A 20,546-nucleotide genomic window follows, 5' to 3' on the forward strand; every position below is an offset into this window, starting at 1 on the left:
ATTTACAAAAATGGTCGAAATTGTATTTGATTCAGCATAAATGGAGATGAAATTTTGGCGGTTGCGGTAAAAGCTCCTCAGGTAAAAGTGGCAGCCTGTATCGATACGATACAGAATGTTATGCGGCGTTTATGGGTTGGACCATTGTTTCGTTGGCGATTTTCAGGGTTTCGTCCTCATAAAATTTTAGCGCATCCCATGGATTTGCATGTAGCTGATCCGATGATGGCGCATGAATTTTATCATGGTCGTTTTGCTTTTGCTGGTCACATTGTTCATTCTGGTGCTGTTTCGCCGTTTTCATTGGTTCCACCAACGCTAGAATGGGAAGCGGCTCTACATGATTTTCATTGGTTGCGCCATATGGAGGCAGCAGGAAGTGATTTAGCTTCTGCACATGCACGCTCTCTTTTAGAAGACTGGTTTGACCATGCTGGTAAGAAGGTAAAAGGGCTTGCTTGGAGTGATCCTGTTGTGGCGCGGCGCTTGATTTCATGGATTTGTCATTCGAAAATGTTGTTAGAAGGGGCAAGTGAACGGTTTGAAAAACGCTTTTTACGTGCACTTGGTTTGCAATTTCGTTATTTGCGCGTAACAGTTTGTAGTATGGAGCACAATGATCAACGTTTACAAGCAGCAGTGGCTTTGACATTCGCATCTCTTGCTTTGCCTGTTTCAGCGGCAGTGAAAAAAAAGGTACAAACCACACTTATAGAGGAGCTTTCCCGTCAAATCCTAGTTGATGGTGGGCATATTTCCCGTAGTCCTGTTATTTTGCTGAATTTGTTATCGGATTTATTGTCGTTACGGCATCTTTTTATGCGTAGCAATGAAACAGCACCCCGTATTTTGATTGATTCTGTTGAGCGTATGTTGCCAGCTTTACGATTCTTTATCCATGAGGATCAAACGTTGGCCCATTTTAATGGGGTTGGTCCCCTTGTATCGGAACGGTTATCATCACTTTTGGAGCTTGATGAAACAGGAGGTCATCCTTTTAGTTATGCCCGTTATTCAGGATTTCAGCGCTTAAAAGCCAATCAAACAACAGTGCTTGCAGATACAGGAAAGTTTCCACCTCGCTCTGTAGCACAGCAGGCTTGTTCGGGGTGTTTGTCTTTTGAAATGTCTTCACAAGGGCACCGTTTTATTATCAATGCCGGTGTTAATCCTGATGGGCGGGAAGAGTATCGACATTTAGGGCGTGTTACTGCAGCACATTCAACAGCTACGCTTAATGATTGTTCAGTGGGTGCTTTTTATCATAAAAAGAAAAATGGCGCGCCATTTTTGTTTGATGGACCAACAGATGTTCAAGTGTGCCGTATAGAGGATTCAGAGAAGACAGGTTTTATTGCGAGTCATAATGGTTATGTGCGACCCTTTAATCTTATTCATGAGCGTGGTCTTATTTTGGCGACAAATGGAGATACGATCGAAGGTTTTGATCGCTTTTTTATGCCAAATAAAGGGAGAAAGAGACACAAGAGTGTGCAAAATGAACAAAATTATGTTGCTGTTCGGTTTCATCTTCATCCACAAGTTGAAGTTAACTATGATGGCAAACGTGTGTGTTTAGCCGTAAAGAACGAGAACGTGAAGAGTGAACAAATATGGTATTTTATATCGCCTGACGCAGATATTTGTCTTGAAGATTCGATTGATTTTGCAGAATTAACAGGTCCACAACGGACACAACAGATTGTTTTATATTTTCGTCCTGCATTTCAGGAAAAAGTTCGTTGGCGTTTTATCCGTAAAGCGTTTAATAAAAAATTAGAACATTGTTCCAACCCATAGTATATTGCGTTTTATTTTGCGTGTCGCAAAACATTATTGTTTATTGTGGTAATATTCTCAAAATTTGAAGATCATATCAATTTTATACATGAAGAGTTTTGTTAGAGTATGGGTTGGATGTTTTTAGGCAAGGTTTGCTCATAGAATCTCATGAGGTGATGCTAAAAGGGATTGGCTCCAGAAAAAAGGTTTTTTGAAAGACCATTGTTGACAGATGAGTACTAGTTAAGGATTTTGATCCTTTAAAGATATGGAGAGAAAATTAAGCCGTTGCTTATCTTCTATAAGTTTTTAAGTGTGCTGTTGGGATCAATATTTCTCTCTGAGAGAGTTGCATTAATAGGATTACGCTCTTCACGAAAAACAGAGCGCTATTGTATTGTATATTCACGGACTTATTTTAAAGAAAAATCCCTTAATGCTTCCAAGCCTATTTTGCGACGATGCCCGTGATGGGTATAACGGTAAATCCATTAAGCACCCCCCATCTTTATGCTTATGAAGGAGCAGTTCGGCACTATCACACTATTTATCAGTGCCCAATGTTTGTAACAGTTCTTGGCACTAGAGATGGTTCATAAGAGGCATTTTTAGCCTTTTCTTAATAGCTTTTATCCATACAGCTCTCCCCGCTTGTAACGTGCAGGCGAATGGTTTTTGTTGATTCAACATACACAGATTTGAAATGAGAGAATCTTACGGTATTCGGGGTTCTAATTTAAATGAATAACGCTAAATTATTATTACAAATCAAATGTTGTACATCACAGAAGCATTGAAAATTCGAGAAACAATACATAACAATGGCCGAGAAAAATAACTCTTCTGCTCTTTGTTATTATACTAAAAATGAAGTTATAATAACAAACCACAAAATGCGCGCTTTTTCATAGCAAAGCATTCTCTCAAATATCTCAAACAACTTTCATAAAGATCTACGCGAATAACGTCGTGCAATTGAATCAATATCACCTCGACAAATTCCAAGATCGTTGAGTTCATATGTTGAAAGACGACTTAACGCATTAACGGTTCGACGATAACGGCGCCAATTACTATAAAAACGTAGAATATTCATATCCCCTACTCAAACTTTTCATTACACTCTTTAGTTTAAGAATAGAGTATATTACTAAAAAGAGTTGTGTTATAATATCATAGCAGGTATGCATCTACATACAAGATAATGTCCCTTTAACATTTTCCTCATGCGAAAGGGTAACCATTAAAAATATCAACAAGAACATCTTATCCCTAACCAATGGCTAAATTATGTGCATTGGCTAAATTATGTGCATTTTCTGCGGTGATAAACTTCTTCACGTGTAGCTTCTTTGGATTGAATAACTGCTTCCATTTCAACAGTTATCAATAGTCATACGATAATTATGAAAAATTCCTTGAAACATTTGTCTCATACGAAAAGAAAAGCAGCAAAATTATTAATGGCGGAAGTGACGTGTTCCTGTAAAAACCATCGCTAACCCCTGTGCATCCGCTGCGGCGATAATTTCTTCATCACGCATGGAGCCTCCTGGTTGAATAACTGCTGTTGCTCCTGCTTCAGCTGCTGCTAATAAACCATCAGCAAAAGGAAAAAATGCATCTGATGCAACAACAGATCCTTTTGTGAGAGTTTCTGTTAAGCCTGCTCTTTGCGCACTTTCTGCTGCTTTACTTGCAGCAATTTTTGCTGAATCGATGCGGCTCATTTGTCCGGCTCCAATTCCAACTGTTGCGCTATTTTTCGCGTACACAATAGCATTTGATTTAACGTGCTTTGCTACACGAAAAGCAAATTGAAGATCACGCATTTCATCTTGAGTTGGTGCCCGCTTTGTCACTACTTGCAATTTAAGATCATCGACTACCACGTTATCACGTGATTGTACTAAAATGCCTCCTGCAAGTGTTTTCGCAAGAAGTCCTCCACAGCGTGGATCAGGAACTCCACCTGTAATGAGCAAACGAAGATTTTTTTTCTTGGCAATAATTTCACGTGCCGCCATTGTGGCATCAGGAGCAATAATCACTTCTGTGAAAATTTTAACAATTTCTTCAGCACATTCCTCATCAAGGGTTTGATTTAAAGCAACAATTCCACCAAATGCCGATACATTATCACACATAAGAGCTTTCAAATAAGCGTCTTTCAAATTTTCTCCTTCCGCAACACCACAAGGATTGGCATGTTTAATAAGAGCGACAGCAGCGGTTTTTTGCGGATCAAATTCTGCCACAAGTTCAAAGGCTGCATCTGTATCATTCAGATTGTTATAAGAAAGCGCTTTGCCTTGTAAAAGTTTTGCTGTTGCAATACCAAAACGTTTTTCATTATTGCGATAAAATGCTGCCTGTTGATGTGGATTTTCCCCATAGCGCATAACACTTTCAAGATGACCGGAAAAACTCTGCCATGATGGAGTTTCAATTTTTAAATCCCGTGCAAACCACGATGCTATTGCCGTATCATAGGCAGCGGTGTGTGCATAAGCGCGCATTGCTAGCTGATGACGCATAGATAAGCTTAAACATCCATTATGCTGCTTTAATTCAGCTAGAATCGAATCATAATCTTTTATCGCTGTTACAACACCGGTATAAGCATAATTTTTTGCCGCAGCGCGAATCATCGCCGGTCCACCGATATCAATATTTTCAAGAGTCGTTTGCCCATCAGCTCCCGAAAGGATCGTCTCTTCAAAAGGGTAAAGATTCACCACCAAAAGATCAATTCCATAAATGCTGTTCTTTTCCATAGCTTCCCTATGGCTAGGATCTTCTCTTACTCCTAACAAAGCACCATGAATCAAAGGATGGAGTGTTTTTACACGCCCATCCATTATCTCAGGAAATCCAGTAACTTCAGCAACATCTTTTACGGGTAAACCAGCTGCTATGAGGGTTTTTGCTGTTCCTCCTGTTGAAATTAATTCAACATTGTAAGTAGCATGAAGGGCTTGTGCAAAAGCAACCACACCCGTTTTATCAGACACAGAAAAGAGAACACGACGAACCCGATGAAGATCAGGTATGGGAAAATTTTTGGCAACAACACCCATAACAGAAGCCTTAAAAATGAAAGAGTTAAAATTCTAGTAAAACACGCTTATACGTTTATAGCATAAGCCTTTAGCAAAATACACTGAAAGGATAAACTGTCTTTTTAGAATATAGGATGATTCACCTTTTTCTATTATCCTGTAAAAACCTCTCATTTGAGGTGTGGTGATAGGTATAAAAGTCTCATTGAGACATTAAATATTTTTTTGTTGCTTATAACTCAATATCTCATCTTCATAGCAGTTTTGAAACAAAAAATGCATCCGTATGTTCTCTGCTATATTAGCCTTTATACTAGATGAAGGCGAAAGTATTGCGTATATCAATTGGAGTAATCTCTGAAATGGGAAATAATCTAATGAAGCAAGAATATAAAATTATAAAGGCAAAAATGAGTGCTCATCTTTCCTATCATTTTTAAATTTAACTTTATATTTTTCAAAAGCGTTTATGACAATGTTTTTTAAGAGTGAATTTTTTATAGAGTGGAGATAATGCATTGCTTCACATTTTTGGGCATTACATTTTTAATGAATAAACCCTCGTTTTATGATGATTTTTTAAAGAGTGTCGCGTAAATCTTTTGTGGATGGTATAAAGATCTATTGTATGCCTATGATCTTTATTTAACAAAGGCGCAAGTTGGTAGATTTTATTCTCTTTATCTGTTTTCAAGATTCTAAAAATTTTTGTTACTTGAGATGGAAGAGGTATTTTTTTAGTTTTTTTGCCGTAGCAGAAAAAGAAAACCTCCTAACACACCAGCAGCTAAAATAAACCACGTGATTGCATAAACGAGATGATTATTTCGAAAATGGATAATCGTAAGACCAACGACGGGAAGTTTTGCTTGTGGAGATGTTTTTCTGGCATCAATGAAATAAGGGGCAACAGTGGACAAACCAAGTTTTTGTGCCATAGCGGGGAGATCGCGCGTATACCATAAATTTTTGTCAGGATTATTTTTACGCGGGAAAAATCCATTTTTTTCACTCATGCGTAATAAACCTATAATCGTTGTTTGTTCTGTGTCCGTGGTAGAATTTTGCTGAGATAAGGCATTTGTATGCGATTGCTCTGTGTTTTGAAAATTGTTACGTTCATCCATAGGGATAAAGCCACGGTTGATAAAGATCAGTATATTATCAGCAGTTTGTAAGGGAGTCAAAACCCAATAGCCTGTAGTATTTTGAGCGGCAGCAGTGACTAAAATATTTTTATCTGTTAAAAATTTTCCTGTGATAATAACAGGTTGATATTCATATTTTTCAAAAGTAACATCTGACCATTGATTTTTTGGAGGGGCTTTTATGGGGGGTAAATGAATGCGCTGATTGGTACTGGTGATAAGATTTGTTTTCCAGTTTAACCGTTGTACTTGCCATATACCTAATGCACTGAAGAGAAGAAAAAAACAAATACATAAAGTTCCAAATAAAAAAGAAGAAAAACGGCAAGAATTTCCCTGAAGCTTTGTCATGGGGGGGTCTTTTTTGCTCATGATTTGTGCTTCCTTTCGGGACAATAGGCTTTTATTCTAACATGGTATATATTAAAAGAAACATTTTGTACGCTTTTTGGCAGAATTTGCACGCCTTATTGAGGAAAAAGATGAAAAATGAGCCAACAAGAGATGAAAAAGGTTTTATAAAAGACTTGACCTTTTGTTGTCGACCCCCTATTAGAAAGAAACTTCCCAATGATGCCCGTTCAAGGTTGCATTGCGCGTGTTTTGCGTTCATTGTGTCTTTTGGGTATGGGGATTTGAAAGTTTCTTAGAGTTTAAGGGTGAAGTTTATGTCTCGTGCATGTGAATTGACAGGGAAGACGGTTCTGTATGGTAATAATGTTAGCCATGCGAATAATAAGACTCGGCGTCGTTTTTTACCAAATCTTTGCAATGTGACATTGATTTCAGAGGTGTTACAGCAAAGTTATCGCTTGCGTATTTCAGCAAATGCATTGCGTTCTGTTGAGCACCGCGGTGGTCTTGATGGTTTTTTGATTAAAGCAGACGATAAAGAGTTGTCGCAACGTGCGCGTTTGCTAAAACGCCAAATCATTAAGAAAAAAGCTGAGCAAGAAGGTGAGCAAAAGGCTGAACAGGCAGCATAATTGTTAGCGCCATTCTTTTTGGTTTATTAATGCTTTGATTTCGGTTTTCTGTTCTAGAAGTTAAGTTTTTTGCAGGTTGATCGTTTCATTTTATTGGTTCCATATCCCAGGTTAAAAAAATGTCTTCAAGCGGTCTTTTATTAGAACAGCAAAAGAAAAGGTATGTTGTTTTTTCTATTTTTGCAATGTGCCTTGCTGTCACGGCTTCTAATATTTTAGTTCAATATCCTGTCTATTGGTTTGATTTGAATGAGCTGTTGACTTACGGGGCTTTTACCTATCCATTTGCTTTTCTAATCAATGATTTGACCAATCGTTTTTATGGTCCATCTGCTGCGCGGCGTGTGGTTTATGCTGGTTTTTTTACGGGTGTCTTTGTTTCTTGGATATTGGCGACACCACGGCTTGCACTTGCTTCTAGTTTTGCATTTTTATTTGGGCAACTCCTTGATATTGTGGTTTTTACTCCTTTGCGACGTAAAACATGGTGGAAAGCACCTTTAGCAGCAGCGTTGATTGGTTCGGCTTTGGATACAGTGCTGTTTTTTGCTCTTGCTTTTTCTAGCTCGTTTGCTGTTTTTGATAAGATAACAGGGTATGCAGATAGTTCACTGGTGGAGAGTACTGTTTTGGGAGGAGTAGGCATGCCAGTTTGGCTCTCGCTTGCTTTTGGTGATTTTTCGGTAAAAATTATTATGAGTCTGTTGATGTTGATTCCTTATGGGACAATTCTTAACATCGTAAAGCTTCCTCTTTATCAATGTCATTCAAAAGATGATTCCTCTTTTGTTTGTCACAAATAAGGATTTTTGTCTTTTTGTTTTCCTGAAGCCAAGAAAATTGTACGCTATGCTTGGTGTGACACGTTAGTTATAATGGATACTTTATCATTTACCAACTTAAGTAAGAACTCCAACACAAAACGCTTTTTTATTTCAAAATTCTCTTGTGAGGAAAAGATAAAGTCATTTGTTTGAGAAGGGGCTAAATATGCTTTTACAAATGATTCAATGTGACAGAAATTGCAACTGATGTTTATTAATAGATTGATTTAAAATGATAACTTATATTTTTCATTTGAGTGAAAGAGCCCAATATCATAAAATTTTACGCGTTTTAAATACTCTTATATTGAGTTAATAAAAATCATTTGCTTGCCTATGTTATAAGAGGAATTGGCGTGCGGACAACGTCATTTGAGAAAGAAATACTTCTTATGAAGAGCTTTAATGCAATAAAAGTGCAATATTAGGCGCTGAAAGTATATTGATTTATCTTAAAAACATTGGAAACTTGAAAGTAGGATTCTGCTTTTGGCTTGTAGCTTGTAAAGTAAAGGATGATTCTGGATTTTGCATTATGCCATATATGGGCGCTGTTGTGAAATAAGCTTGGAAGCAAGGAAGAATGTAGGAGTGCGGATAAGATATATAATGGTGTGTTCTTTTTCGTGAATGAAGTAATATTTTTTTTCGTGTTTTTCTTATATTTTATGTGAGTAAAGATTTTTTCTTTTATCCATGAGATGGGAGCTTATGTTGATAGATCACCCGTGGTGAGTACTGTTTTGGGAAGGTTAGGGGACAGGTTGGCTTTCGCTTGCTTTAGCAATTTTTGCCGAAAAATTGCTATGAATCCATTTATGCCGATTCTTTTATAAAGAAATTCTTAGTGTTTAAAATATCCTCTTTTTTTTTCGTATAATAAATACAACTTTTATCTTTTTGTATTACTGAAGGTGAAAGTTTAGGTATTATATTTTCTGTGAGAGCAGCATTTTAGAGCTATGTCTAGTGGAGATATTTTTCTATATACGTGTATTTCAATATAATGAAATAACACAAGATCGAGACAAAAATGGGTGATTATTCAGTCTTTGAATTTGAATGGTACTCTGGGATATGGTCGTAAATGGAAAGTTCTAAGCAAAACTTTATCAGTCGCAATATAACCAGAAAGTAAAAACAAACTCATTACAATTTTTGAAGATGGTTGGAGCATTTCTTTTAGAGCTCATAATGCATCCAGTAAAGTAGAAGCTTCTTTAAAATTCGATATTCAATTTGTGGGATTATCTTCTCAGGTTGTTAGCCATCAAATTCCAATGGTTTAATGATAGAAATAATTTTTTAAATGTAATCGTTGCTGATTCAAGGCAGGTTTATTTCTTATGAATATGAGTTCTTTTATCACTAAAAAGTATTTCTAATTGTTTTGTTATGGCGTCGGCAAGTTCTTCAGCATTCATAATTGTTACAGCACGTTGGTAATAACGTGTGACGTCATGACCAATTCCAATGGCAATGAGTTCAATAGGGGAGTGTGTTTGGATTTCTTGAATCACTGCGCGTAAGTGTTTTTCTAAATAATTGCTGGAGTTGACCGATAGTGTCGAATCGTCAACAGGAGCGCCATCAGAAATGACCATGAGGATACGACGTTGTTCACGCCGTGATAAAAGGCGTTGATGAGCCCAAATTAAAGCTTCTCCGTCGATATTTTCTTTTAATAATCCTTCTTGCATCATTAAACCTAAATTGCGTCGTGCGCGACGCCATGGGGTATCAGCACTTTTATAGATGATATGGCATAAATCATTGAGGCGTCCAGGATTATGGAGTTTGTTTTGGGTAAGCCATTGTTCGCGCGATTTTCCCCCTTTCCAAGTTTTGGTGGTAAAACCTAAAATTTCAACTTTGACACCACAACGTTCAAGAGTTTGTGCCAAAATATCAGCACAACTTGCAGCAACGCTAATGGGGCGTCCGCGCATTGAGCCAGAATTATCAATGAGGAGTGAAACAACTGTGTCCCGAAATTGGGTGTTGCTTTCCATTTTAAAAGAAAGGGGTTGCATGGGGTCAATAATTAGACGTGGAAGCCGTGTTGTATCAAGATATCCTTCTTCAAGGTCAAAGTTCCAGTTGCGATTTTGTTGCGCCATCAAGCGGCGCTGGAGACGGTTTGCTAAACGTCCAACGATGTTTTGCAGATGATTGATTTGCTTATCAAGATAACGGCGTAAGTGATCTAACTCGTTTTCAGAACAAAAATCTGTTGCTTCCAAAATTTCATCAAATTGACGGGTGAAGATTTTATAATTGCCAAGTCTTTGCATTTGTTCCGAATCAGAAAAAAGGTGTTTGGGTTTGCTCGGCTTTTCTTGCCAAGGTCCATTTTTTTGCTCGCCGTCAGCTTGATCATTGTTGTTTGATTGTGTCGCTTGTGTTTTTCCATCATCTTGCACATCACTTTCTTGTTCAGTGCTGGTTTGTTCTTCACTTTGAGCGTGTTTTTTGTTTTTACTCTCTTCTTCTCTTTGGTCTTGAGGTTCACACGCATTTTTTAATTTTTTATTGTTTTCACTGTTAGAAGCTTCAGCTTGTTGCACTGTCATTTTGAGTGTAACAAGCATTTGGCGAACAATCTGTGCAAAAGCTTGTTGGTTGTAAATATGATGTGGGAGTTCATTGAGTTGTGATGCTGCTTTTTGTTCGAGTTCTTTACGCCACAATTCTAAGACAGAACCCGCTTCTCTTGGAGCTGCGCGCTTTGTTATTTTTTCACGCAATAAAAGTGCAATCGCTTCTTGGATGGGGGCTTCACTTTGGTTGCTAATTTTATGATAATGGGCTCTTTTGTATTTATCGGCGAGCATGACATCAAGATTTTTTGCAAGTCCCTCCATGGCTAAAGTACCAATTGCTTCAACACGTGTTTGTTCGAGGGCATCAAAGACAGCACGTGCTTCTGATTCTAGTGGAGAAAATTGCATGTGAATGCGGTTGTCATGCCATGCTTTGCGCAGAGCCATGGAATCACCTAGTCCGCGGGTAATAGTGATGTCTTTATTCGTTGCGTATTGAGGTAATTCTGGTAAACGCGCGCAACTTTCGCTTAAAGATGGTCGGTTATGACTAAAGGAAACTTCAAGGTTGTTTGTGCCTGCAATCGCACGCATACAGGTGGAAAGTGCTTTTTTAAAAGCTTCAGCATTAAGAGTGTTGTTGGAAGAATCTTTTGCCGGATTTTTGTTGTCGCCAATATCGGTAGCCATGAGTGACAGATTCCTTAAGGCAAAACACCATGAATGAGTGATTCGGGAAGCTCTTGTCCAAAGGCGCGTTGATAAAATTCTGCAACAGTGGCACGTTCGAGTTCATCACATTTATTGAGAAAGGTTAATCGGAAGGCAAAGCCGACATCTTGAAAAATTGTTGTATTTTCTGCCCAAGTAATGACGGTACGTGGACTCATGACAGTTGAAAGATCTCCATTGATAAAAGATTGGCGTACCATATCAGCAACATGAACCATTTGTGAAATTGTCTTTTTTCCCTCAGCCGTTTGAAAAGATTTGACCTTTGAACAAATGATATTAACCTCTTTATCATGGGGTAAATAATTGAGTATCGTAACAATAGACCAGCGGTCCATTTGAGCTTGATTGATCTGTTGGGTACCATGATAGAGACCGGTTGTATCACCAAGACCAATGGTGTTTGCCGTTGCAAAAAGACGAAATGCTGGGTGTGGAGAGATGACACGGCTTTGATCAAGTAAGCTTAGTTTTCCAGAGGTTTCAAGAACGCGTTGGATGACAAACATAACATCGGGACGCCCCGCATCATATTCGTCGAAAACAAGAGCAATATTATTTTGATAAGCCCATGGCAAAATGCCCTCTTTAAATTCAGTGATTTGTAAGCCATCTTTTAAAACGATAGCATCTTTTCCTACAAGATCGATACGACTTACATGACTATCGAGATTAATGCGAAGACAAGGCCAGTTAAGACGTGCAGCAACTTGTTCAATATGCGTTGATTTCCCTGTACCGTGATAGCCAGAAACCATTACACGGCGGTTAAAGGTAAAACCTGCGAGAATCGCTAAAGTTGTTTGCTGATCAAAAAGATAATCAGGATCGATATCAGGAACATGGGGACTTTTTGTGCTAAAAGCAGGGACTTTCAGATCTGTTTCAATATGAAATAGATCGCGAGCACAAAGTGTAATATCGGGCAAATTTTCAACGGTAAGATTTGTCATTATGTTTCTGGAAGGGAGAGGACGCTATTTATTCATTAGAAACGATACAAGAGTTAAAGTATTTATGCAATGCTCTATAATGAGAGCCTTAGATATTGAAGAAAGATTTTTTTACATATTCTATAATGTTTTGCAAAAAAAGTAACATTTTGCGCAAATAATGATGGTCTAAATGAAAATAGACTCATATAAGCGCATGTTTTCAGCACAAACCAGACTTTTTTAGCAAATTGTAAGCATGTAAAACATCACGAAAGCGCTCTTCTGAAGCACGATTACCACCATTGGAATCAGGATGGTGCTTTTTTACCAACTCTTTATATTTCATTTTGATGTCTTCTGCTGAAGCGTTTGCCTGTAGTCCCAGTGTATCAAAAGCTTTTGCTTCTAAGGGCTTTAATTTTCGTGAGAACTTATTGTTTGAATGCTGCCCAGTAAAAAGCGTGAAGGGATCGCGCATGCGATTTTGATAGGCAGCTGTTCCAGAGCGAATCTTTGCATAATTCGCGGCTGTTTTTTTCGATGTACCATTGCTCAGATCTGTAGGCCATGTCGGACGATGTCCTGTGAGAGCATCCTTTTGAAATTTTGCGATATCTTTATTGCTAAGACCAGAGAAGTAATTAAAATTTTTATTATAGGCGCGTACGTGTTCAATACAAAAATATAAATATTGTCCTTCGTGATTTCGACCTGCTGGTGCTTTATGGGACCCTGTTTTTTCACAACCTTCCCACTGACACTGTTGTGCTTCTGGCTCAGCTTTTTGTTTTTTATTTGAGCTTATGCGAATTGAATCGAATAATTTAGATGTTATTGTCATATTATTGGTTTATGCAAAATTGATTAATTTTACAAGAATTGACTTTTGAAAAATTTGTTTTCACACTTATTCTATTATGAAAAAGGTGTATCTTTGCACGTTCATTTTGTTTGAGGAATGAAAAATGTTTATAGAAACAATAATTCAGAGAAAGCTTCAGGATGCTTTTCATCCGCAAAAGCTTGAAGTGATTAACGAAAGTCATCTTCATGAGGGGCATCCTCATAATGAACATGCTTTTGATGGTAAAGGAGAAACACATTTTCGAGTGAAAATTTTATCTTCTTCTTTTTCTAATATGACACGCGTAGAAATACATCGAGCGATTTATAAAGTTTTACAAGAAGAGTTAGCTACTTGTGTTCATGCTTTGGCACTTGAGGTTGAAACACTCTAATTTTTTGATGAGACGTTTTTAGGAACGGGGATGGGCCTTTTGATAGATTTTTAACAAATGGTCTGTATCGACGTGGGTATAGATTTGTGTGGTGGAAAGACTAGCGTGCCCAAGAAGTTCTTGAATCGTGCGCAAATCTCCCCCCCGTGATAAAAGATGGGTGGCAAAAGAATGGCGCAGTGTATGAGGCGTTGCAGTTTCTGGTAAACCAAGGCTTGCACGTAAATTACGGACAGCTTTTTGAATAATGGCAGGCTGTAGGGGACCGCCTCGCGCCCCACGAAATATGGGTTGGTTATCCAATAAAGGATATGGGCAACATTTGAGATAATTTTGTACAGCTTCGTAAACAATTTTGATGAGAGGAACAAGGCGTGTTTTGCCGCCTTTTCCTGTTATAAATAAACTTGTTTTTTTAGGATCAGAAAATTGTTCTGGTGTGAGGCTTAAGGCTTCTGATATTCGCATTCCACAGCCATAAAGAAGCATGAGGACAGCAGCATTACGAGCGCTAATCCAAGGTTCATTTTCCAGTTGATTTTCTTGTTTGACTATGTGAAGTGCTGATTTTATCGCTAAAGGTTTTGGGAGCAATTTGGGGTGTTTGGGGCTTCGGATAAGTTGAGCTGCGGGAACATTGACGATTCCTTCACGTGATAAGTATTTGAAAAAAGAACGGATGCCTGCCACCCCTCGGCTTAAAGAGCGCGCACTTATATTGTTTGTACGCCGATAAGCAAGATAAGCACGCAAGTCACTGATGCGTAAATGAGCAAGATCTGTAAGGGTTGGTGTATGGCTTAAGTGTTGACAGAGAAAAGACAAAAATTGCCGCGTATCACGTTCATAGGCTTGCACTGTTTGTGCTGACATACGACGTGTTTGGGTAAGACACTCTAACCAATTTTTCCTTGCGTTTAAAATTGCATGGTCTGCTGGAATGAGAGGAATATTTTCATCTTTTCTCTTGTCGTTTTTGATGGGCATTATCTAGTTGAGAGTTTCTTTCTTTTTAGATTTTTCATCGTTAGAATGACCATTCTTGTTTTGGGGTTGCTCTTCACGATTGATAAGTTGCTTTTCACCTTTGAGAGAGAGTATTTTCACAAGATTGTGTGTTGACATCAAATGCGCAAAAATTAATCCTAAAAAGCCATTTTTATGAAGTTTGGCAAGTTGGCTTGCTGATAATTTATTCAATTTTTCTTCATCAACAACCCAAAAATGTTCCAATTGCGCTGAGAGACCTTTATCGTTTTTCACATTGATGGATTTTTGGCTTAGAAGATCCATTTCTACAAGAGCATCAATAAACTCAGAGGTTTTCTCCATAGCGATTTTAAAACTTTCAAGAAAGCGAATACGTTCTTCCATAAAAGGAGAAATAGAGCCATCGGAATTAAAAAGTTCTGTTCCTGCAACTTCATTAAACATACCGGACTGTTGATCAAAGCAGACAGAAAGTTCTTTTTCATTGCTAATTTGTGCCAAAACAAAAGGATAGCGACGGACAAAAGCTGGAACATAAGTATTGTTTTTCCAACTTTTATCAGAAGCGATATAGTCATTTTCGTCATTAGAAAGACCGACAAGAGCTGCGGATGTGTAGTGCCGTTTTTTTTGTTCATCTTCGGCGCACATAAATAAAATAGGATAGTCTAGCGCTGCTTGAAAATATTCAGTACTTGCTAAAGGAACCCAATGAGTATCCTTGGCAAAAGACATATCAGTTGGAGGAGCAAATTTTAGATTTTTATGGGAAATTTTGTTGATTGGTGTGATATCTTTGTAAAATAGCATAATATTTGCCATAAGACTTTCTCCTTTATTAATTTGTTTTTTGTTACCAAGAAAGGTCTTTTAGAAGATTGTCTCATATGGCAACAAGATTGAATAGAAAACTATAAGATTGAAGGGTTCATTTTTGAGAGATAATATTTTTGCATGAAGTATAATAAAGAAAAGCTTAAAAATAAAGTCTATCTTGCCATTATTGGTATGCCTCATGGTATAAAAGGAGATGTTTTTGTTAAAATTCTAAGTGCTGAGCCACAGCGTTTCAAGTTTTACAGCACTCTTTATGATGATATGGGGCGTTCTTATGAAATTGTAACTCTTCGCATACAAAAAAATAAGGCGATTGTACGTTTTAAAGGGGTAGAAAATCGTAATGCGGCTGAGTCTTTAAAAGGTATTCGCCTTTATGTGACGCGTGATCAATTAATTGATGATTTGATGGAGGATGAGTTTTATCAAGTCGATTTAATAGGCTTGTGTGTCCAAGATTGTGGGGGGAAAATCTTAGGTGAAGTGTGTGGTTTTTTTAATTTCGGGGCTGGTGATTTGCTTGAAATACGTTTGAATACAGGTAAAAGAGTTCTTATTCCCTTTAGTAAGGCGGCGGTACCAGAAATTTGTATGGATTCTGGTTTTCTTGTTGTTGATCCCATGGCCGCTGGTTTAATTGATGGGGGAGACAATGATAAAAAGGAAATAGCTTGAATCTAAAAATAAAGATGAAGGTAAAAAACAACAGATGAATTTCGTCAATAAAAAGTGGAATGTGTGAAAATATTAAAAATGCTCTTTTGAGCAGATATTGTAAGCACTTTATCTCGAAATAGTCCTGAATTTTTAGAGTCTTTTTTAGTGCAAGTATTTAGAAGGATCGTATTAAATATGGCGCAGATCAAGAAGACTCAGATTAACGCTATAGCGTTAAAAGTCTTGTTTGTGCTATTTTTGCTATTAAGAGTCTGTTTAAGAAAATAAGGATAAGAAATAAAATGAAATTTCAGGCGCGCGTTTTAACCCTTTATCCTGAAATGTTTCCTGGTTTTTTAGGGTATTCTTTAGCAGGGCAAGCTTTAGAGCGTGGAATTTGGTCACTGGAGACGGTACAGATTAGGGATTTTGCTTTAGACAAACACCATAGCGTTGATGATAAACCTGCTGGTGGGGGAGCTGGTATGGTAATGCGGGCGGATGTATTGGCGGCTGCTCTTGATTGCTGTCCACAGGATTCGCCAAGATTGTTGATGAGTCCACGTGGGCGTCCTTTTGACCAAGCTTACGCGCATAGCTTGGCTCGTGATACGGGTGTAACGTTAGTTTGTGGACGTTTTGAAGGGGTTGATGAGCGAGTCATAGAAGCACGAGAATTAGAAGAAGTTTCTATTGGTGATTATATTCTTTCAGGGGGTGAAACAGCTGCATTGGTTATCTTAGATGCTATTATACGTCTTCTGCCTGGAGTGATGGGGAATGCAGCTTCTGCAAGGTGTGAAAGTTTTGAAAATGACTTGCTGGAACATCCGCAATATACCCGCCCTTCTCTTTTCGAAGGGCGGGGTATTCCGCCTGTATTGCTCTCAGGTCATCACAAAGCGATCGCAGATTGGCGTCAAAGCCAAGCCGAATTGTTAACACGTCAACGTCGCCCTGATCTTTATGCGCGTTATAATAAAAATCATCAGAAAACTTGATTCATATGATAAGGTGGTGTATTGCATGGCTCTCTTTTTAGAGAGTTTTTTATAAAAGGTTTTCTGTAGTTCCAAAATTAAAATGAAGGAATGGTGTATTCGCTCCTGTGTAAGACATAGCCTAAAGAGCTCCTTATTCTTAATAAAGGCTTTTTTGGTAAGAGTTGAGCGCTCTGACTGTTCGATAAAGAACATGAAGGATAAAAGAAATGAATATTATCGCACAGCTTGAAGCTGAACAATGTGCAAAAATTGAAGAAAAGCGCCAATTTCCAGCATTTCAGCCAGGAGATACAGTCCGTGTTATGGTGCGTGTGACAGAAGGTACACGGACGCGTGTTCAGGCTTATGAAGGTGTCTGTATTGCGCGTTCAGGCGGTGGGTTGAATGAGACCTTTACAGTACGCAAGATTTCTTATGGTGAAGGGGTGGAGAGGGTATTTCCTGTTTATTCTCCTTTGATTGAAGGTGTTGAGCTGGTGCGCCGTGGTAAAGTGCGCCGTGCAAAACTCTATTATCTACGTGGCTTGAGAGGTAAAGCTGCACGTATCGCTGAAAAGAGAGATTATCGGAAAAAAGCTGAAAAGGTTGTTGAGAAAGTAGAAGCAGCATCTGTCAGCACAGATGTTGAAAAGCAAGTTTCTGAGTAAAGATTATATCGGCTAAACTTTATGCAAAAGCGGCTTTTATGCCGCTTATTTGTGTCTTTCTTGATTCGTTTTGCCTTTTAAAAGGCTTGGAGTGGACATAAAAATGTTCAATCTATCAATTTTTCCTCTTTTTATTCTTAATTATGGGTGCAGTTTAAGAGACTATTGCATATATCGTGAATACTCAAAAGGATAAGTTTAATCTGAAAAAATGTCTGTTTATATTTGGAAAAGATTTTAGACCTTTGACGTGAAGATAAAAGTGTATTAGATTAAGGCGAGTTTTGCGGATCATATCCGGAGAGTAATCGGTTTTTTTATGCGTGACCTTTAATCCGTTATTTGAGACAACCGACCTGTAATATCGGTATCTTGAGATGCCAAACAAGTAAAAACGAGAGAGTATGTTTAGTCGTTTTGCGCGAACTTTCTCGTTCATTGCGGTTGCAAAAACCAGGTCAGGATATTTTATGATAAACCAGGTCAGGATATTTTATGATAGAGACAACTAGGATAAAAGAGCGCCCTCGTTCCCCTCATATAAGTATTTATCGTTGGACAATTACTATGGCCATGTCCATTGCACACCGCATTACGGGTATGGCACTTTATGTTGGAACGGTTTTTCTTGCTGTTTGGTTAATTGCTATTGCGTGTGGCGAGGAGACATTTAGAACAGTTTACGAAATTTATAGTTCTTGGTTTGGATTGTGTATTTTGTTTCTTTATACTTTGGCAGGGGTTCATCACATGGTTGGTGGTGTTCGCCACATTGTTTGGGATCTGAAGCCTTGCCTTTTGGCAAAAGAAAAGGCAACAGTCACTGCTTGGGCGACAGTGTTTATTTCTCTTATTGTTACTTTTGCGATTTGGATTATTGGATATACCGTTGTTTAGCTGGGGGAGAAAAGAGACATGAAAAAAGATTTTCGAACGGAACTTGGAAAAGTACGGGGGCGTGGCAGTGCTCATGAAGGAACAGAGCATTTTTGGCTAGAACGTTTGACGGGGTTTATCAATCTACCACTTTTGATATTTTTTATTGTTCTTATTCTTTCGCTTGTGGGAAAGGACTATAGTATTGTGCGTGCAAGACTTGCACATCCTATTGTTGCTATTTTGATGGGATTGATGACTTTTTCGGTCCTTTATCATATGAAACTTGGTATGCAGGTAGTAATTGAAGATTATATTCCACGTGAAGGTTTTCGGATATTCTTTTTGACGTTAAATATTTTATTTTGTTTTCTCATAGGTGGTATCATTATTTTTTCTCTTTTGAAAATTGCATTAGGGGGTTAAACAAGTATGGCGGGTACAGGATCATCTCTGGGTGCTAAAGCAGGTAACGCCCCTTATCGCACTGTAGATCATAAATTTGATGTTGTTGTTGTTGGGGCAGGTGGTGCAGGATTACGTGCGACACTGGGTATGGCAGAACAAGGATTAAAGACAGCTTGTATTACGAAGGTTTTTCCAACGCGCTCACATACGGTTGCAGCACAAGGGGGAATTGCTGCATCGCTTTCAAATATGGGACCTGACAATTGGCAGTGGCATTTATATGATACCGTGAAAGGTTCTGATTGGTTGGGCGATACCGATGCAATGGAATATTTGGTGCGTAATGCTCCTGCTGCTGTGTATGAATTAGAACATTATGGCGTTCCTTTTTCGCGAACGCAAGAAGGCAAAATTTATCAGCGTCCTTTTGGTGGACATACGACACAATTTGGTGAAGGTCCGCCTGTTCAGCGTACTTGCGCAGCAGCTGACCGTACAGGCCATGCCATTTTGCATACGCTTTATGGACAAAGCTTAAAGCATAATGCGCAATTTTTTATTGAATATTTTGCACTCGATCTCATCATGACGGATGGGGTTTGTACGGGGGTTGTGGCATGGAATCTCGATGATGGTACAATACATCGTTTTTCTGCCAAAATGGTTGTTCTTGCAACCGGTGGTTATGGACGCGCTTATTTTTCTGCGACATCGGCGCATACCTGTACGGGTGATGGTGGTGGAATGATTGCACGTGCTGGATTGCCACTTCAGGATATGGAGTTTGTGCAATTCCATCCGACAGGGATTTACGGTTCTGGCTGCTTAATTACAGAAGGAGCTCGTGGTGAAGGAGGCTATTTAATCAATTCTGAAGGTGAACGCTTTATGGAGCGTTATGCACCTTCCTTTAAGGATTTGGCTTCACGTGACTTGGTTTCGCGTTGTATCACACTTGAAATTCGTGAAGGGCGTGGCGTTGGACCTAAGAAGGATCATATTCATTTGGTTCTCAATCATATTGATCCTGCAATCTTGCATGAGCGTTTACCAGGGATTTCAGAATCAGCACGGATATTTGCAGGGGTGGATGTAACAAAAGAGCCTATCCCCATCTTGCCAACGGTTCATTATAATATGGGTGGGATTCCTACCAATTACTACGGGGAAGTTCTCAATCCAACGGCTGATTCGCCTGATCGTATTCAACCAGGGCTGATGGCGGTAGGAGAAGCAGGATGTGCTTCTGTTCATGGAGCTAACCGCTTGGGGTCAAATTCATTAATTGATCTTGTGGTGTTTGGTCGTGCTGCTGCCATTCGCGCGGGTGAAGTTATTGATCGGAATGCAGAAATTTCACCCATCAATGAAGAAGCTGTTGACGAAATTATAGCGCGTTTTGATCGTTTACGTTTTGCACAAGGGGCAATACCAACAGCTGTATTGCGTGAAAAAATGCAACGCACGATGCAAGAAGACGCAGCAGTCTTCCGTACAGAAGATTCTTTGAAACAGGGATGTCAACGGATGAATAAAATCTGGGGGGAATTGTCGGATCTCAAAGTCACAGATCGTTCTCTGATATGGAATTCTGATTTGGTTGAAACATTAGAGCTTGAAAATCTTATGGCGAATGCAATCATGACTGTTTATTCTGCCGAAGCACGTTCAGAAAGCCGTGGCGCTCACGCTCGTGAAGATTATCCAGAGCGTGATGATAAAAACTGGCGTAAACATACGATTTCACATTTGTCAAAAGAGGGTAAGGTGACATTATCATATCGACCTGTCCATGTGGACCCGTTAACATCTGAAGCTGATGGTGGGATCGATTTAAAGCGCATTGCACCTAAAAAACGGGTTTATTAAGGGGAGAA

General features: G+C 38.7%; 18 protein-coding genes and 1 pseudogene. 11 read left to right on the forward strand and 8 right to left on the reverse strand.

The window, feature by feature from the left end; genetic code table 11:
• Positions 1-54: 54 nt before the first annotated feature.
• On the forward strand, positions 55-1,800 hold the full coding sequence (locus ACFIL3_RS04630) for a heparinase II/III family protein (RefSeq protein WP_375668528.1): 1,746 nt from the start codon (positions 55-57) through the stop codon (positions 1,798-1,800).
• A gap of 925 nt (positions 1,801-2,725) precedes the next feature.
• Here ACFIL3_RS04630 and ACFIL3_RS04635 read toward each other — a convergent pair.
• The 3 genes from ACFIL3_RS04635 to ACFIL3_RS04645 form a co-directional block, all read right to left on the reverse strand.
• Positions 2,726-2,878, reverse strand: coding sequence for a DUF1127 domain-containing protein (locus ACFIL3_RS04635; protein ID WP_375612232.1), 153 nt, complete (start codon positions 2,876-2,878; stop codon positions 2,726-2,728).
• A 364-nt stretch (positions 2,879-3,242) separates the two neighbouring features.
• Positions 3,243-4,862 carry a bifunctional phosphoribosylaminoimidazolecarboxamide formyltransferase/IMP cyclohydrolase gene (gene purH / locus ACFIL3_RS04640; protein ID WP_375668529.1) on the reverse strand — a complete coding sequence of 540 codons (1,620 nt, stop codon included), beginning with the start codon at positions 4,860-4,862 and terminating at the stop codon, positions 3,243-3,245.
• 719 nt (positions 4,863-5,581) lie between these two features.
• Positions 5,582-6,364 carry an SURF1 family protein gene (locus tag ACFIL3_RS04645; RefSeq protein ID WP_375612234.1) on the reverse strand — a complete coding sequence of 261 codons (783 nt, stop codon included), beginning with the start codon at positions 6,362-6,364 and terminating at the stop codon, positions 5,582-5,584.
• 296 nt (positions 6,365-6,660) lie between these two features.
• On the opposite strand from ACFIL3_RS04645, the gene rpmB reads away from it, so the two are divergent.
• From rpmB to ACFIL3_RS04660, 3 genes and pseudogenes are all read left to right on the forward strand, one after another.
• Positions 6,661-6,978 (forward strand): 50S ribosomal protein L28, encoded by a 318-nt coding sequence (gene rpmB, locus ACFIL3_RS04650; protein ID WP_375612235.1) that lies wholly within the window; start codon positions 6,661-6,663, stop codon positions 6,976-6,978.
• Between the two features lie 119 nt (positions 6,979-7,097).
• On the forward strand, positions 7,098-7,781 hold the full coding sequence (locus ACFIL3_RS04655) for a VUT family protein (RefSeq protein ID WP_375681880.1): 684 nt from the start codon (positions 7,098-7,100) through the stop codon (positions 7,779-7,781).
• Between the two features lie 1,163 nt (positions 7,782-8,944).
• Positions 8,945-9,091: pseudogene (locus ACFIL3_RS04660) on the forward strand (HaeIII family restriction endonuclease); the annotation flags it as partial.
• A gap of 48 nt (positions 9,092-9,139) precedes the next feature.
• On the opposite strand, the gene cobT reads toward ACFIL3_RS04660, so the two are convergent.
• The 3 genes from cobT to ACFIL3_RS04675 form a co-directional block, all read right to left on the reverse strand.
• Positions 9,140-11,035 carry a cobaltochelatase subunit CobT gene (gene cobT, locus ACFIL3_RS04665; protein ID WP_375628610.1) on the reverse strand — a complete coding sequence of 632 codons (1,896 nt, stop codon included), beginning with the start codon at positions 11,033-11,035 and terminating at the stop codon, positions 9,140-9,142.
• A 14-nt stretch (positions 11,036-11,049) separates the two neighbouring features.
• Positions 11,050-12,030 (reverse strand): cobaltochelatase subunit CobS, encoded by a 981-nt coding sequence (gene cobS / locus ACFIL3_RS04670; RefSeq protein ID WP_375668533.1) that lies wholly within the window; start codon positions 12,028-12,030, stop codon positions 11,050-11,052.
• A 202-nt stretch (positions 12,031-12,232) separates the two neighbouring features.
• On the reverse strand, positions 12,233-12,853 hold the full coding sequence (locus ACFIL3_RS04675) for a J domain-containing protein (protein WP_375612239.1): 621 nt from the start codon (positions 12,851-12,853) through the stop codon (positions 12,233-12,235).
• A 124-nt stretch (positions 12,854-12,977) separates the two neighbouring features.
• Here ACFIL3_RS04675 and ACFIL3_RS04680 point away from each other — a divergent pair, with 124 nt between their 5' ends.
• Positions 12,978-13,250: a BolA family protein gene (locus ACFIL3_RS04680; protein ID WP_375612716.1), complete on the forward strand. Its 273-nt coding sequence runs from the start codon at positions 12,978-12,980 to the stop codon at positions 13,248-13,250.
• 18 nt (positions 13,251-13,268) lie between these two features.
• Here ACFIL3_RS04680 and ACFIL3_RS04685 read toward each other — a convergent pair whose 3' ends face one another.
• Together ACFIL3_RS04685 and ACFIL3_RS04690 are read right to left on the reverse strand one after the other, a co-directional pair.
• On the reverse strand, positions 13,269-14,237 hold the full coding sequence (locus ACFIL3_RS04685; protein ID WP_375681881.1) for a tyrosine recombinase XerC: 969 nt from the start codon (positions 14,235-14,237) through the stop codon (positions 13,269-13,271).
• Between the two features lie 3 nt (positions 14,238-14,240).
• Positions 14,241-15,062, reverse strand: a complete 822-nt coding sequence (locus ACFIL3_RS04690; RefSeq protein WP_375612242.1) for a SapC family protein — start codon at positions 15,060-15,062, stop codon at positions 14,241-14,243.
• Between the two features lie 132 nt (positions 15,063-15,194).
• On the opposite strand from ACFIL3_RS04690, the gene rimM reads away from it, so the two are divergent.
• The 6 genes from rimM (at position 15,195) to sdhA (ending at position 20,538) form a co-directional block, all read left to right on the forward strand.
• Complete coding sequence (gene rimM / locus ACFIL3_RS04695) at positions 15,195-15,752, forward strand: ribosome maturation factor RimM (RefSeq protein WP_375618306.1); 558 nt, start codon at positions 15,195-15,197, stop codon at positions 15,750-15,752.
• 284 nt (positions 15,753-16,036) lie between these two features.
• The gene (gene trmD / locus ACFIL3_RS04700) at positions 16,037-16,735 is read left to right on the forward strand and encodes a tRNA (guanosine(37)-N1)-methyltransferase TrmD (RefSeq protein WP_375612244.1); all 699 of its coding nucleotides are present in this window, start codon (positions 16,037-16,039) and stop codon (positions 16,733-16,735) included.
• A 209-nt stretch (positions 16,736-16,944) separates the two neighbouring features.
• On the forward strand, positions 16,945-17,385 hold the full coding sequence (rplS, locus tag ACFIL3_RS04705) for a 50S ribosomal protein L19 (protein WP_375612245.1): 441 nt from the start codon (positions 16,945-16,947) through the stop codon (positions 17,383-17,385).
• 495 nt (positions 17,386-17,880) lie between these two features.
• Positions 17,881-18,282, forward strand: coding sequence for a succinate dehydrogenase, cytochrome b556 subunit (sdhC, locus tag ACFIL3_RS04710; protein ID WP_375606014.1), 402 nt, complete (start codon positions 17,881-17,883; stop codon positions 18,280-18,282).
• 18 nt (positions 18,283-18,300) lie between these two features.
• Positions 18,301-18,687 carry a succinate dehydrogenase, hydrophobic membrane anchor protein gene (gene sdhD / locus ACFIL3_RS04715; RefSeq protein ID WP_375612246.1) on the forward strand — a complete coding sequence of 129 codons (387 nt, stop codon included), beginning with the start codon at positions 18,301-18,303 and terminating at the stop codon, positions 18,685-18,687.
• Between the two features lie 6 nt (positions 18,688-18,693).
• Positions 18,694-20,538: a succinate dehydrogenase flavoprotein subunit gene (gene sdhA, locus ACFIL3_RS04720; protein ID WP_375681424.1), complete on the forward strand. Its 1,845-nt coding sequence runs from the start codon at positions 18,694-18,696 to the stop codon at positions 20,536-20,538.
• Positions 20,539-20,546: the final 8 nt, after the last annotated feature.

The organism is Bartonella sp. CE47NXGY (assembly GCF_042195415.1).
Taxonomy (GTDB): domain Bacteria; phylum Pseudomonadota; class Alphaproteobacteria; order Rhizobiales; family Rhizobiaceae; genus Bartonella.